Origin of the sequence: Sphingopyxis sp. (assembly GCF_035998905.1) — a bacterium.
Taxonomy (GTDB): Bacteria; Pseudomonadota; Alphaproteobacteria; order Sphingomonadales; family Sphingomonadaceae; genus Sphingopyxis.
In genome coordinates this window covers 116455-129682 of the sequence record NZ_DASYHG010000006.1, presented here as the reverse complement: position 1 = coordinate 129682, position 13228 = coordinate 116455, and the positions used below count along the sequence as shown (strand labels likewise).

Below are 13228 nucleotides of genomic sequence, written 5' to 3'. Positions count from 1 at the left end.
CCCGTTGCGATATCAAAGCTTCGGCAGCGTTACGCCCTTTTGCCCCATATATTTGCCCGCACGGTCGGCGTAGCTCGTCTCGCACGGCTCGTTGCCCTGGAGGAAGAGGAACTGGCACGCGCCCTCGTTCGCGTAGATTTTGGCGGGCAGGGGGGTGGTGTTCGAAAATTCGAGCGTCACATGGCCCTCCCAGCCGGGTTCGAGCGGGGTGACGTTCACGATGATCCCGCAGCGCGCATAGGTCGACTTGCCGAGGCAGATCACGAGCACGTCGCGCGGGATGCGGAAATATTCGACCGTGCGCGCCAAGGCGAAACTGTTCGGCGGGATGATGCAGACGTCGGTTTCGCGGTCGACGAAATTCTTCGGATCGAAATCCTTGGGATCGACGATCGTCGAATCGACATTGGTGAAGATCTTGAACTCGGGCGCGACGCGCGCGTCATAGCCGTAGGAAGAGAGGCCGTAGCTGATGCAGCCATCGCGGCGCTGCGCCTCGACAAAGGGTTCGATCATGCCCTGCGTCTGGGCGGCTTCGCGAATCCAGCGGTCGGAAAGAATGGCCATGGTGTCTCTTGTCGGTCCTGTGGGGGTTGCGCAAGCGGTCAGTCGATGAGGCCGAGGTCCTTCGGCCCGAAAGCCGCGGGAAGCAGCTCGCTGAGCTTGTAGGATTTGACTGCGCTGCCGTCGCCCGACGCGCAGTGGACGAGGATGTCGGTCTTCGACCGCTCGGCGGCTTCGTTCAATATCTGGCGGCAGCGGCCGCACGGGTTGACCGGATCGGTGCCGATCAGCGCGTCGCCGTCGCGGCGGCCGCCGACGATCGCGACCTCGGCGAGCTCGCCGATCCAGCCCTCGTTGGCGATCTTGGCGACCGCCGCGGTCTCGGCGCAGAGGGTGAGGCCGTAGCTGGCATTTTCGACATTGGCGCCGGTGACCACATCGCCGTTTTTGAGGAGCAGCGCGGCGCCGACGTGAAAGCCCGAATAGGGGGCGTAGGCGCGGCGCGCGGCGTCGCGTGCAGCGTCGATAAGGGCGTCGCGGGTGTCGGTCATCGCATCTCTCCTTGCGGGCGCAGCACGTTCCAGCCGACGGTGCCGCTGGCGCCCGACAGGCGGACATAATCATTCGCCTGCCACATTGCCCAGGGGTGCGCGCCATAATCGGGTTCGAAAAAGTCGCGGCGCAGCCAGGTGGTGCGCGCGATGCCCTCGGTCACCCGGTAATCGCTTTCGAACGCCGGGCCGGGGGCGATCAGGCTGCGCTTGCCCATATGCGCCTCGATCTGCGCGAGGAAGGTCGCGAGTTCGGACAGGAGCAATGCGCGCGTCGGCCGGTCGGGGCAGCGGTCGTCATAGTCGAGCCACACGACTGCGGGCAGCGCATCGGCGCGGCGGGGCACATGGCGGATGAAGTTCGCCGCCTGGTCGGTCGCGAGCTGGCAGAGGCTGTAGCGGTGGATCGCGCCCGCCTGCACCCCGGCTTCGCGCGCGGCGGTCATGTTGCGGGTGAATTGCGGGTCGATGCCCGCCGAGCCGTCGGTCGCCATGATGTAGGCGAAGTCGGCGCCTGCGGCCTTGATCGACCCCCAATGGACATCGCCATTGCCGGCGTCGATCGTGACGCCCTGCGTCGGATAGAGCGCGCGATCGGGAATCCAGCGCGCTGCCCACCAGAGCGCAAGGCCCGCCGCGAGAAGGAGCAGGGCGATCGCGGCGCCGATCCGGCGCAGCGTGCGCGCGATCGCGGCGCGCCACGCGCTGGCGGTTTTCGCCGCCTTTCCGCCCCTGATTGCCCCCGTCGCCATCGTCAGCCCTTGATGTGCAGCACGCAAATAAGTGTGAACAGCCTTCGCGCGGTGTCGAAATCGACCGCGATCTTGCCGTCGAGCCGGTCCATCAGCATCTCGGCGGCCTCATTGTGCAGCCCGCGCCGCGCCATGTCGACCGTCTCGATCTGCTGCGCGGTCGAGGTTTTGATCGCCTGATAGTATGAGTCGCAAATCGCGAAATAGTCGCGGATCGGCCGGCGGAAACGGCCGAGCCCGAGGATGATCGCTTCGAGCGGCGAACCATCTTCGCGTGATATTTCAAAGATCAACCGGCCTTCCTCGACACGCAGCATCAAGCGGTAAGGCCCGGCATAGCCGTCGGGGTGGCCGCGTTGCGGGACGAACTTGTTGTCCTCGATCAGGTCGAAGATCGCGACGCGGCGCTCCTGCTCGACGTCGGGGTTGCGCCAGACGATCGACCCTTCGTCGAGTTCGACTGAAATGATCCGCTGTTTGGAAGGGTCTGCGTCGCTCATGCTGCCTGTGCTTCTACTTGGGCTGCGACGAAGGGCAAGCCGACTTATTCACAGCATTCCACAGTTATGGTACGCTCCCCGGCATCGCCTGTTGCGCCGCCCGGAGCGGTACCGCATGAGGGTCGCCATGCCTGAGCTAGCCCTGATTCCGACCCCGGCCAACACCGGGGATGAGCGCCAATTACCCCGCAATATCGAGGCCGAGGCCGCGTTTCTGGGTGCGATCCTGATCGACAACCGAGTCGTCGAAGATTTGCCGGTGGCGCTCAACCCGGAACATTTCTTCGAGCCGCTGCATGGCCGCATCTTCCAGCAGACGATGGCGCTGATCGAGCGCAACAGCATCGCGACCCCGGTAACGCTGAAACCCTATTTCGAGGCCGACGAGGCGATGAAGGCGGTCGGCGGGGTCGGTTACCTCGCGCAGCTCACCGGCAGCGGCGCCGGCCTGATCGGTGCGCGCGACTTTGCGCGGCAGATTTTCGACCTTGCGCTTCTCCGCGAGCTGGCGGGGGTCGGGCGGTCGCTCGTCGACAATGCGCTCGACACCAGCGAGCGCGTCGACCCGCAGGCGCAGATCGAGGAAGCCGAGACCGCGCTCTACCGCGTCGCGGGCGGCGAGGCCGAGATGGGGTCGGTCAAGAATTTCAGCCAGGCGAGCCTTGTGGCGTTGCAGGCGGCCGAGCGCGCGCTCAATTCGGGCGGTCATCTGTCGGGGATCACGACGGGCATTTCGAGCATGAACGCCAAGATCGGCGGCATGCACAATTCGGACTTGATGATCCTCGCGGGGCGTCCGGGCATGGGCAAGACGTCGCTTGCGACGAACATCGCCTATAACGCCGCCGAACGTTTCCGCCGCGACGAGGATGACGGCATTCCGCCCGAAAAGAATATGGGCGCGAAGGTCGCCTTCTTCAGCCTCGAAATGTCCGCCGACCAGCTCGCGACGCGCGTGCTCGCCGAACAGTCGGGGGTGTCGGGCGAGGCGCTGCGTATGGGCAAGATCAGCAAGGAGCAGTTCCAGCAACTGAGCCGCGCGGCGCAGGCGCTTCAGACCTTGCCTCTGTTCATCGACGATACGCCCGGCCTGACGATCGCGGGGTTGCGCACCCGCGCACGGCGCCTGCAGCGACGTCATGGCATCGGCTTCATCATCGTCGACTATCTGCAATTGTTGCAGGGCTCGTCGAAGAGCGGCGATAACCGCGTGCAGGAAATTTCCGAAATTTCGCGTGGTTTGAAGACGCTGGCGAAGGAACTTCATGTGCCGGTGATGGCGCTGTCGCAGCTCAGCCGTCAGGTCGAAAGCCGCGAGGACAAGCGCCCGCAGCTCTCCGACCTTCGTGAATCGGGCTCGATCGAACAGGACGCCGACATGGTGCTCTTCGTGTTCCGCGAGGATTATTATGTCGCGGCGCGCGAACCAAAGCGCCCCGTCGAGGGCGACGATGTGAAGATCCACGCGCAGCACGAGGAATGGGCGGCCGAAATGGAGCGCGTCTTCGGCCTTGCCGAAGTCATCGTCGCGAAATCGCGTCACGGTTCGACCGGCAAGGTGCGCCTGCACTTCGAGGCGAAGACGACGAAGTTCAGCGACCTCGCCGACGACAGCATGGCGTTCGAGGATTATGAGTAACCTCTAGCGGTCGCCCGCTGCCGGGGTCTGTCTCTAGAAAGCCGGGTCGTTCGCCGGATCGTCACCCAGCGGCGTCACTTCGCTGTGGATGCCGCATTCGGTCTTGTCCCAGCCGCGCCAGCGGCCCGAACGCGGGTCTTCGCCCGGCTTGACCTTCGACGTGCACGGCGAGCAGCCGATCGAGGGATAGCCTTCGGCCTCGAGCGGGTGGCGCGGCAGGTCGTGCGCCTCGAAATAGGCGTCGAGCTGTTCGCGCGTCCAGTTGGCGAGCGGGTTGAACTTGAGGCGGCCGGTGGTGCCGTCGAGTTCGAAACGCGCGAGGCCCTGCCGCGTCGACGACTGGAAACCCTTACGGCCAGTGATCGAGGTATCGAAATCGGCGAGCGCCTTTTCGAGTGGCTTCACCTTGCGGATTTCGCAGCAGCCGTCGGGGTCGTACGACCAACGGAGTTCGGTCGCATCCTTCGCCGCCAGATCCTCGGGATCGGGCGTCAGGTTGACGATGTTGAGCTTCAGCTTCGCCGCGAGAGTGTCGCGATAGGCAAGCGTTTCGGGGAAATGCTTGCCGGTGTCGAGGAATAGCACCGGCATGTCGGGCGCCGCCTGCGTCACGAGGTGGAGCAGCACCGCGCTTTCGGCGCCGAAGCTCGACACGATTCCGGTTTCGCCGAGCAATCCCGCGCCGATGACACTCGCGACGACCTCGGCCGCGTCCTGGCCGCGGAAGAGGTTGTTGAGGCGGATGACGTCGGCCTGCGTGAAGCGCGGCGCGACGTCGATCCGGTCGCGGGTGCGGTCCTCGCTGCCTTTGGGGGGAGAGGCCGCCACGTCAGCCATGCCTCAGCTTCCAGATCGGCACCGCGCCGTCGGCGGCGCCCTGATAATGTTCGGGCCAGCGCGACAGCGCCGCCTCGACATCGGCCGGGTTCAACGCCTTTTCGGCCGCGAAGCTGTCGAAGCCGCAGCGCTTCATATAGGCGATCTGGTCGACGAGGACATCGCCCTGCGCGCGTAGTTCGCCCGTATAACCCGCTTCGCGCAGGATGCGCGCCGACGAATAGCCGCGGCCGTCGCGAAACTTCGGGAAGGCAACCTCGATCAGCGCAAGCCGGTCGAGATGCGGGATCAGTGCGCGCGCGTCCTCATCGGGCTCGAGCCGCACTGCGGTTGCGTTCGATTGCTGGAGGAAGGCGTCGAGCGTGACGCAGGGCTCCTCGCCGTCGCTATGCAGATGTTCAACCATAGATCGCCTCCTTGAAGGGGGCCATGCCGACGCGGCGGAAGGTATCGACGAAGCGCTCGCCCTCGGTGCGTTCGCTGAGATATTTGTCGGTGACGCGCTCAATCGCGTCGACGACGCCATCCTCGTCGAAGCCGGGGCCGGTGATCGTGCCGAGCGACACGTCCTCCGCGCCCGATCCGCCGAGCAGGAGCTGGTAATTCTCGGTGCCTTTGCGGTCGACGCCGAGGATGCCGATGTGGCCGGCATGGTGATGCCCGCACGCGTTGATGCAGCCCGAAATCTTGAGCTTGAGTTCGCCCAGTTCCTTCTGGCGGCCGAGGTCCGAAAAGCGCGTCGCGATCTTCTGCGCGACCGGGATCGAGCGCGCATTGGCGAGACTGCAATAGTCGAGCCCTGGGCAGGCGATGATATCGCTGATCAGGTCGAGGTTCGGCGTCGCGAGACCCGCGGCGTCGAGCGCCTGCCAGATGGCGTAGAGGTCGGCCTTGCGGACGTGCGGCAGCACGATGTTTTGCGCGTGGGTGACGCGCAGTTCGTCGTGGCTGTACTTCTCGGCGAGGTCGGCCATCACGTCGATTTGCGCCGACGACGCGTCGCCGGGGATGCCGCCGACGGGTTTCAGGCTGATGTTGACGATCGCATGGCCCGGTACCTTGTGTGCGGCGACATTCTGGTCGACCCACACCGCGAAATCGGGATCGCTGCGGTCGATGGCATCGGCCGCAGAGGCGTCGAGCGGCGGCGAGGCGAATTGCTTGGCGATGCGGTCGAACTCGGCCTTCGGCGGGTCGATGCCGAGCGACTTCACATGCGCGAATTCTTCCTCGACCTGGCGGCGATATTCGTCGGCGCCGAGCTCGTGGATCAGTATCTTGATGCGCGCCTTGTAGATATTGTCGCGGCGGCCGTAGCGGTTGTAGACACGCAGGCACGCTTCGGCGTAGCTCAGCATATCCTCAAGCGGCACAAAATCCTTGATCAGCGGCGCGATCATCGGCGTGCGGCCCATGCCGCCGCCGACGTAGAAGGCGGCGCCGTGCTGCCCGTCCTTCTCGACGATCTGGATGCCGATGTCGTGAAGGCGCATCGCGGCGCGGTCTTCGTCGGCTGCGATCACCGCGATCTTGAACTTGCGCGGCAAATAGCTGAATTCGGGGTGGAAGCTCGACCATTGGCGGAGCAGCTCGGCCCAGGGACGCGGATCGGTGATCTCGTCGGCGGCGGCACCGGCCCACTGGTCCGAGCTGATGTTGCGGATGCAATTGCCGCTCGTCTGGATCGCGTGCATCTCGACCGAGGCAAGATCCTCAAGGATCGCGGGGGCGTCCTCCAGCTTGATCCAGTTATACTGGATATTCTGGCGCGTGGTGAAATGGCCGTAATCGCGGTCATATTTGCGCGCGATATGCGCGAGCATGTGCATCTGGCGGCTGTCGAGCGTGCCATAGGGCACCGCGACGCGCAGCATATAGGCGTGGAGCTGGAGGTAGAGTCCGTTCATCAGCCGCAGCGGCTTGAACTGGTCCTCGGTGATCTCGCCCGCGAGGCGGCGCTTCACCTGATCCGAAAATTCCGCGACGCGGGCGGCGACCATCGCATGGTCATATTCGTCATATTTATACATATCAGATCACCCAGTCGCCGGCCGCAGGATCGGCGGGTTTCAATGTCAGGTCGGGGCGCACGGTCGGGCCGAGCGCACGGATGCGGTCCTTGATATGCGCAGGGCGCGGGCCGTCCGCCGTCTGCTCGCCCGCGATGATATAGGGAGCGTTGACGCGGCGCGCGCCTTCCTCGGCGGCGAGGATCGCCTCACCGGCCTCGCCGACGTCGGCGGCGTCCTCGATGTGCAGCGACCAGTCGGCCCCGGTCCACCAGGTGACAAATCCTGTTTTCAGGTCATTGCCCGTGAGCAGCTTCATGTGAAATCCTTTATGTGAGCGGCGACGCCCGGCGTGCCGAGGCAGTCGAGCGCGTCGGCGCGCGCCGCGACCTTGCCGACGACGATCAGCGCGGGGCTTTGGACTTTCTCGCGTGCGACGAGGTCGCCGAGATCGGTGAGCAGGGTGCGGAGGACGCGCGCGTCGGCGGTCGTTCCGCGCTCGACGACGGCGACCGGGAGGTCCGGCGAGACGCCGTCTGCGATCAGCTTGTCGGCGATGGCGGTGGCGGTCGCGAGGCCCATGTAGATGACGAGGGTGCGGCCATGCCCCGCAAGCCCCGACCAGTCCTGATCGGTCAGGTCCTTGCACTGCCCGGCGACGAAGCTGACCGCGCTCGCATCCTCGCGGTGAGTGAGGGGCAGGCCCGCTTGCGCCGCACATCCTGCCGCCGCCGTGATGCCGGGGACGACTTCGCACGCGACGCCCGCTTCGCGCGCTGCGTCGAGTTCTTCGCCGCCGCGGCCGAAGATGAACGGATCGCCGCCTTTCAGGCGCACGACCTGCTTCCCCGAAAGCGCCTCGCGCACGAGCAGTTCGTTGATCAGTTCCTGCTTCATCGTGTGGCGGCTGCGCTGCTTCGCGACGCTGATCCGCTCGACATGCGGCGGGATCAGCGCAAGCACGCCGTCGCCGACGAGCCCGTCATGGACGACGAGATCGGCCGATTCCAGCAGCCGCGCGGCGCGCAGCGTCAGCAGGTCGGGATCGCCGGGGCCGGCGCCGACGAGCCAGAGCTTGCCCGCATGAGGGAGAGTCTTTTCCATGCACGGTAAATGATGGCGCAGGCCTTGATTGGCAAAGCAGCCTTTATTGACGCTGGTGAAGGTAAAATTGCCTCCACCACTGTCGTCACCCCGGACTTGATCCGGGGTCCATCACTTTCGCCGCCGGAATGGATGCCGGATCAAGTCCGGCATGACGAAAATGGGCTTAAAGATACTTCTTCGTCACGAGCTGCGAGCCCTCGGGATCGCGCAGGCCTACGCCGATCGACGCACGCATCGCGTCGCTTTCGGAGCTTGCGACCGGATAGGCGCAGTAATCGGCAGCGTAAAAGGCGCTCGGCCGGTGGTTGCCCGACAGGCCGATGCCGCCGAAGGGCGCGGCCGACGAGGCGCCGTTGGTCGGGCGGTTCCAGTTGATCACCCCGGCACGGGCATTGGCCCAGAATTGGTCGTAAAGCTGCGGCGTGCCGCCGATCAGCGACGCCGACAGGCCGAATGCGGTGTTGTTCGCCTCGGCGATCGCGGCCTCGAACGTGCTCACGCGGATGACCTGGAGCAGCGGGCCGAACAGCTCGATATCGGGGCGTTCGGGCATCGCGGTGACGTCGATGATGCCGGGCGTCAGGAAGGGGCGGCCCGCGACCGGGCGCGTCATGTGGCGGATCACCTGACCACCGTTCGACATCAGGATCAGGAAGCTTTCGGTCAGCCCGTCGGCCGCTTCATTGTCGATCACCGGCCCCATATAGGGCGCGGGGTCGGCGTGCGGGTGATCGACGATGAGCCGGTTCGCAAGGTCGCGGACCTCCTCGATCAGCTTGTCGGCGAGGGTGTCGCGGACGATCAGGCGGCGGGCGTTGCTGCACCGTTGCCCGGCGCTGAGGAAGGCCGACTGGACGACGAGCACCGCGGCGGTGCGGATGTCGGCGGTGTCCCACACGACGATCGGGTTGTTGCCGCCCATTTCGAGCGCGAGCATCTTGCCCGGCTGGCCCGCGAACTGGCGGTTGAGCGCGAGCCCGGTGCGCGCCGATCCGGTGAAGAGCAGCCCGTCGATGCCTTCGTGGCCCGCGAGCGCCTTGCCCGTTTCGGGGCCGCCGATGACGAGGCGGAGCACCTCTTCGGGTACGCCAGCGCTGTGAAACAATTCGACGAGCCTGGCACCCACCGCGGGGGTCTTTTCCGACGGTTTGAAGACGACCGAATTGCCGGCGATCAGCGCCGGGACGATATGGCCGTTCGGCAGGTGCGCAGGGAAATTATAGGGTCCCAGCACCGCGAGCGCGCCGTGCGGTTTGTGGCGCACCGCGTTGCGCAGCCCCATCGCGCCTTCGATCCGCCGGTTCGGGGTACGCTCGGCATAGGCGGTGACCGAAATATTGACCTTGTTCGCGACCGATTCGACCTCGGTGCGCGCTTCCCACAGCGGCTTCCCGGTCTCGCGCGCGATCAGATCGGCCAGCGCTTCGCCCTCGGCCTTCACCCGGTCGACGAAGCGGCGCAGCGTTTCGGTGCGGAAGGTGACGGCTTTCGATGCCCATTCGGGCCAGGCGCGGCGGGCGATCTCGACCTCGGCATCGACGTCGCTGACCGGCCCGCGCCACAGCTCTTCGCCGGTTGCGGGTTCGAAGGAAATCAGGGGTTCGCTCATGGTCGTCCGCGTCTTATCGGCGAAAGCGGGCAGGGGCAACCTGCGCCGCGCCGGGACCACGGATCGCTTGCGCCGCGCGGCGTCGTTGGCGATAGACAGCGGCGAGTCCCGCGTGCGGGACGTGATCGAGATATCAAGCAAGGGGACCCGCCATTCTGGCCAAGCAGGACAGCCGCCGCGACTGGTCGGACCAATATTGGTGGTCGTCCGACGGCGTCCGGCTGCACGCGCGCGTCTATGCGGGGCCCGACGGGAGTGAAGGTGCGCCGCCGATCCTGTGCATGCCCGGCCTCGCGCGCAATGCCCGCGATTTCGAGGCGCTGGCGCCGCATGTCGCGCAATATCGCAAGGTCATCGTGATCGAGTTTCGCGGGCGCGGCGACAGCGCCTATGCCAAGGATCCGATGACCTATGTCCCGCTGACCTATGTGCAGGACGTCGTTGCGATGCTCGACGAGTTGGGGATCGGCCGCTTTGCGGCGGTCGGCACCTCGCTCGGCGGGCTGGTCGCAATGCTGATGGCGGCGACGCTGCCGGGCCGGCTGGTCGGCGCTGTGCTCAACGACGTCGGACCCGAGCTTCAGACCGCAGGACTCGAGCGGATCCGCGATTATATCGGCGCAGGGGGCAGCCAGCCGACATGGATGCACGCCGCGCGCGCCTTTGCCGAACTCAACGGCGCGGTCTATCCGGGCTATGGCATCCACGACTGGCTGCGGCTGACCAAGCGCACGCATAGGCTGACCCCCGAGGGACGCATCGTCACCGATTATGACAAGCAGATCGCGGCGCCGCTGCGCGTGCCGAACGGTGGCGATGCCGGGGTCGACCTGTGGCCCGCATATCGTGCGCTCGGCGACGTGCCGCTGCTGATCCTGCGCGGCGCGCTTTCGGATATTCTCGCGCATACGGCGGGGGAGAAGATGGCGGCCGAACTGCCGCGCGCGCGGCTGGTCGAGGTGCCGGGGGTCGGCCATGCGCCGACGATGGACGAACCCGAAGCGCGCGCCGCGATCGACGCGTGGGTCGCGGAGCTTCCGCAAGCGTGAGCGCCGACGAGCCCGAGACGCCCTGGCCGATCCGCATCCTGCACCTCCATTCGAGTTTCTCGCTCGGCGGCAAGGAGGCGCGCGCGGTCCGGCTGATGAATCTGATGGGCGACCGGGCACATCACACGATCCTGTCGGCGATGCCTGAAGCGCTCGGCGCGCGCGATGCGATCGATCCCGGGATCGTCGTCGATTTCCCGAAGGATGCGCCGCCGCTCCACGGCAAGCCGTCGCTGGGTCGTTATCGCGATCTCGCCGACTATATGACGCGGTTCGAACTCGTGCTCAGCTATAATTGGGGCGCGATGGACGGGGTGATGGCGCGCCGGGTCCATGTTTCGCGCCTGTGGCACAGCATGCCCTCGCTGATCCATCACGAGGACGGCTTCAACGAGGACGAAAGTGTTCGGCGTAGCTGGAAGCGCAACCTCTTCCGGCGCGTCGGGCTGCGCACCGCGCAGTCGGTGATCGTGCCGTCGACGCTGCTCCAGCGGATCGCGACCGCGGAATGGGGGGCGGGCGATCGCACCCACCTGATCCGGAACGGAATTGACGTCGCGGCCTATGCGAATGGCCCCTCGGTACCGATCCCGGGCTTCGAACGCCGCGAAGGCGAGGTGGTGATCGGTACCGTCGCCGGGCTGCGCAAGGTCAAGGATCTGCCGCGGCTCGTTCGCGCCGTCGCAACCCTGCCGCCGAATGTCCGGCTGGTGATCGTCGGCGAGGGCCCCGAACGCGAAGCGATCCGCGCCGAAGCGGCTGCGTGCGGCCTCGCCGATCGCCTTGTGATGCCCGGTTTCATGGCCGAACCCGCGCGCTGGATCGGCCATTTCGATATGCTCGCGCTCTCGTCGCTGAGCGAACAGGCGCCGATCGCGGTGATCGAGGCGATGGCGGCGGGGCTTCCGGTGGTGAGCCCCGCGGTCGGCGATGTCGCGGCGATGCTGTCCGACGCGAACCGGCCATTCGTGGCGCCCGACGAAGCCGCCTTCCGCGCAGCGCTGGCGCAGATGGCCGAAAGCGCCGCCCTGCGGGCCGAGGTCGGAACCACCAACCGGCGTGTCGCCGTGGAACGGTTCGACGAATCAAATATGGTCGCCGCTTATGAAAAGCTCTATGCTCGCGCGCTTGAAGGTTATGGGCCGTTTAGCGGCGGATGGGTCGGCTTCGATTGACAAGCGAGGCTAATTTCCGCTTACGCAAGCGGTAATGGGGGCCGGTTCGCAGGCGCGAAGCGGCGGAGAGAGAGAAGGTCTAGAGTGTTCAAAGGTTTGAAGCCCATCCTTTATGGCGGGCGTGAAGTCTGGCCGCTGGTCGAGGGTGGCAAGGGCGTGTCGGCGACCAACCATATGTCGAGCGGCGCCTGGGCTGCTGCGGGCGGCATCGGCACCGTGTCGGCGGTGAACGCCGACAGTTACGACGCCGAAGGCAAGATCATCCCGCAAATCTATCGCGCGCTGACACGCAAGGAACGCCACGAAGAGCTGATCCAGTACGGCATCGAGGGCGCGGTCGCGCAGGTCAAGCGGGCGTATGACGTGTCGGGCGGCAAGGGCGCGATCAACATCAACGTGCTCTGGGAAATGGGCGGCGCGCAGCAGATCCTCGAAGGTGTGCTCGAACGCACCAAGGGGCTCGTCGCGGGCGTCACCTGCGGCGCGGGCATGCCGTATAAATTGAGCGAAATTGCCGCGCGCCACAACGTCCTCTACCTGCCGATCATCAGCTCGGCGCGCGCCTTTCGTGCGCTGTGGAAGCGCGCTTACAGCAAGGTCCCGCATCTGCTGGGCGCGGTGGTGTACGAAGATCCGTGGTTGGCCGGCGGCCATAATGGCCTGTCGAACGCCGAAGATCCGCTGGTGCCGCAGGATCCCTATCCGCGCGTCGCCGCGGTGCGCGAAACGATGCGCGCCGAGGGGATCGCCGACGAGGTGCCGATCGTGATGGCGGGCGGCGTCTGGTACCTGCGCGACTGGGAAAACTGGATCGACAATCCCGAACTCGGCCAGATCGTCTTCCAGTACGGCACGCGCCCGCTGCTGACCGAGGAAAGCCCGATCCCGCAGCAGTGGAAGGATCGCCTCCGCACGCTCGACGACGGCGACGTGCTGCTCCACCGCTTTTCGCCGACGGGTTTTTACTCGAGCGCGGTGCGCAACCCGTTCCTGCGCGATCTCGAAGCGCGTTCGGATCGCCAGATCCCCTATTCGAAGCAGGAAGCCGGCGATCATATCGTCCAGCTCGACGTCGGGGTGAAGGGCAAGAATTTCTGGGTCACCCCGCACGACCGCGCGCGCGCGCGCGACTGGTTCGCCGAAGGCTATACCGAGGCGCTGAAGACCCCCGACAACACGGTGGTGTTCGTGACCGAGACCGACAAGGGCGTGATCCGCAAGGATCAGGCCGACTGCATGGGCTGCCTGTCGCATTGCGGTTTTTCGTCGTGGAAAGACCATGACGATTATTCGACCGGCTACCTCGCCGATCCGCGGAGCTTCTGCATCCAGAAGACGCTGCAGGACATCGCGCATGGCGGTGATGTCGAACAGAATCTGATGTTCGCGGGGCATGCCGCGTTCAACTTCAAGACCGACCCCTTTTACTCGAACAATTTCACCCCGACGGTGAAGCAACTCGTCGACCGGATTTTGACGGGGGATTGATCGCGTTG

The 13228-nt window shown here is 65.8% G+C and carries 14 protein-coding genes; 4 read left to right on the top strand and 10 right to left on the bottom strand.

Annotated features, from left to right (window positions below; genetic code table 11):
- Nucleotides 1-12: 12 nt before the first annotated feature.
- Genes dcd through VGN62_RS01360 form a run of 4 tightly spaced genes read right to left on the bottom strand, consistent with a single transcriptional unit; the run spans nt 13 to nt 2307 of the window.
- On the bottom strand, nt 13-567 hold the full coding sequence (gene dcd, locus VGN62_RS01375; RefSeq protein ID WP_093512738.1) for a dCTP deaminase: 555 nt from the start codon (nt 565-567) through the stop codon (nt 13-15).
- Between the two features lie 38 nt (nt 568-605).
- Nucleotides 606-1055: a cytidine deaminase gene (locus VGN62_RS01370; RefSeq protein WP_327450412.1), complete on the bottom strand. Its 450-nt coding sequence runs from the start codon at nt 1053-1055 to the stop codon at nt 606-608.
- Nucleotides 1052-1807: a glycoside hydrolase family 25 protein gene (locus VGN62_RS01365; protein WP_327450410.1), complete on the bottom strand. Its 756-nt coding sequence runs from the start codon at nt 1805-1807 to the stop codon at nt 1052-1054. The genes VGN62_RS01370 and VGN62_RS01365 overlap by 4 nt, the downstream gene beginning before the upstream one ends.
- A gap of 2 nt (nt 1808-1809) precedes the next feature.
- Nucleotides 1810-2307 carry a UPF0262 family protein gene (locus VGN62_RS01360; RefSeq protein WP_327450408.1) on the bottom strand — a complete coding sequence of 166 codons (498 nt, stop codon included), beginning with the start codon at nt 2305-2307 and terminating at the stop codon, nt 1810-1812.
- A 127-nt stretch (nt 2308-2434) separates the two neighbouring features.
- On the opposite strand from VGN62_RS01360, the gene VGN62_RS01355 reads away from it, so the two are divergent.
- The gene (locus tag VGN62_RS01355; protein ID WP_327450406.1) at nt 2435-3946 is read left to right on the top strand and encodes a replicative DNA helicase; all 1512 of its coding nucleotides are present in this window, start codon (nt 2435-2437) and stop codon (nt 3944-3946) included.
- 33 nt (nt 3947-3979) lie between these two features.
- Here VGN62_RS01355 and VGN62_RS01350 read toward each other — a convergent pair whose 3' ends face one another.
- The 6 genes from VGN62_RS01350 to astD all read right to left on the bottom strand — a co-directional run bounded on the left by VGN62_RS01350 (nt 3980) and on the right by astD (nt 9508).
- On the bottom strand, nt 3980-4783 hold the full coding sequence (locus VGN62_RS01350; protein ID WP_327450404.1) for a phosphoadenylyl-sulfate reductase: 804 nt from the start codon (nt 4781-4783) through the stop codon (nt 3980-3982).
- Complete coding sequence (locus VGN62_RS01345) at nt 4776-5189, bottom strand: DUF934 domain-containing protein (protein WP_327450402.1); 414 nt, start codon at nt 5187-5189, stop codon at nt 4776-4778. The genes VGN62_RS01350 and VGN62_RS01345 overlap by 8 nt, the downstream gene beginning before the upstream one ends.
- On the bottom strand, nt 5182-6813 hold the full coding sequence (locus tag VGN62_RS01340; RefSeq protein ID WP_327450400.1) for a nitrite/sulfite reductase: 1632 nt from the start codon (nt 6811-6813) through the stop codon (nt 5182-5184). The genes VGN62_RS01345 and VGN62_RS01340 overlap by 8 nt, the downstream gene beginning before the upstream one ends.
- Nucleotide 6814: 1 nt before the next feature.
- Nucleotides 6815-7111 (bottom strand): DUF2849 domain-containing protein, encoded by a 297-nt coding sequence (locus tag VGN62_RS01335; protein WP_327450398.1) that lies wholly within the window; start codon nt 7109-7111, stop codon nt 6815-6817.
- The gene (gene cobA, locus VGN62_RS01330; RefSeq protein ID WP_327450396.1) at nt 7108-7896 is read right to left on the bottom strand and encodes a uroporphyrinogen-III C-methyltransferase; all 789 of its coding nucleotides are present in this window, start codon (nt 7894-7896) and stop codon (nt 7108-7110) included. Before cobA ends, VGN62_RS01335 begins: the two co-directional genes overlap by 4 nt.
- 166 nt (nt 7897-8062) lie before the next feature.
- Nucleotides 8063-9508, bottom strand: coding sequence for a succinylglutamate-semialdehyde dehydrogenase (gene astD, locus VGN62_RS01325; RefSeq protein ID WP_327450394.1), 1446 nt, complete (start codon nt 9506-9508; stop codon nt 8063-8065).
- Nucleotides 9509-9663: 155 nt separating this feature from the next.
- Between astD and VGN62_RS01320 the strand changes: the two genes are divergently transcribed.
- From VGN62_RS01320 to VGN62_RS01310, 3 genes are all read left to right on the top strand, one after another.
- On the top strand, nt 9664-10557 hold the full coding sequence (locus VGN62_RS01320) for an alpha/beta hydrolase (protein WP_327450457.1): 894 nt from the start codon (nt 9664-9666) through the stop codon (nt 10555-10557).
- Nucleotides 10554-11732: a glycosyltransferase family 4 protein gene (locus VGN62_RS01315; RefSeq protein ID WP_327450392.1), complete on the top strand. Its 1179-nt coding sequence runs from the start codon at nt 10554-10556 to the stop codon at nt 11730-11732. The genes VGN62_RS01320 and VGN62_RS01315 overlap by 4 nt, the downstream gene beginning before the upstream one ends.
- Nucleotides 11733-11816: 84 nt before the next feature.
- Nucleotides 11817-13220: an NAD(P)H-dependent flavin oxidoreductase gene (locus VGN62_RS01310; protein WP_327450390.1), complete on the top strand. Its 1404-nt coding sequence runs from the start codon at nt 11817-11819 to the stop codon at nt 13218-13220.
- The last annotated feature ends 8 nt before the right edge of the window (nt 13221-13228 follow it).

What these genes read in the sequence shown, in the direction of transcription:
- dcd (WP_093512738.1), bottom strand. Translation starts at nt 567, where the DNA reads ATGGCCATTCTTTCCGACCGCTGGATTCGCGAAGCCGCCCAGACGCAG.
- VGN62_RS01370 (WP_327450412.1), bottom strand. Translation starts at nt 1,055, where the DNA reads ATGACCGACACCCGCGACGCCCTTATCGACGCTGCACGCGACGCCGCG.
- VGN62_RS01365 (WP_327450410.1), bottom strand. Translation starts at nt 1,807, where the DNA reads ATGGCGACGGGGGCAATCAGGGGCGGAAAGGCGGCGAAAACCGCCAGC.
- VGN62_RS01360 (WP_327450408.1), bottom strand. Translation starts at nt 2,307, where the DNA reads ATGAGCGACGCAGACCCTTCCAAACAGCGGATCATTTCAGTCGAACTC.
- VGN62_RS01355 (WP_327450406.1), top strand. Translation starts at nt 2,435, where the DNA reads ATGCCTGAGCTAGCCCTGATTCCGACCCCGGCCAACACCGGGGATGAG.
- VGN62_RS01350 (WP_327450404.1), bottom strand. Translation starts at nt 4,783, where the DNA reads ATGGCTGACGTGGCGGCCTCTCCCCCCAAAGGCAGCGAGGACCGCACC.
- VGN62_RS01345 (WP_327450402.1), bottom strand. Translation starts at nt 5,189, where the DNA reads ATGGTTGAACATCTGCATAGCGACGGCGAGGAGCCCTGCGTCACGCTC.
- VGN62_RS01340 (WP_327450400.1), bottom strand. Translation starts at nt 6,813, where the DNA reads ATGTATAAATATGACGAATATGACCATGCGATGGTCGCCGCCCGCGTC.
- VGN62_RS01335 (WP_327450398.1), bottom strand. Translation starts at nt 7,111, where the DNA reads ATGAAGCTGCTCACGGGCAATGACCTGAAAACAGGATTTGTCACCTGG.
- cobA (WP_327450396.1), bottom strand. Translation starts at nt 7,896, where the DNA reads ATGGAAAAGACTCTCCCTCATGCGGGCAAGCTCTGGCTCGTCGGCGCC.
- astD (WP_327450394.1), bottom strand. Translation starts at nt 9,508, where the DNA reads ATGAGCGAACCCCTGATTTCCTTCGAACCCGCAACCGGCGAAGAGCTG.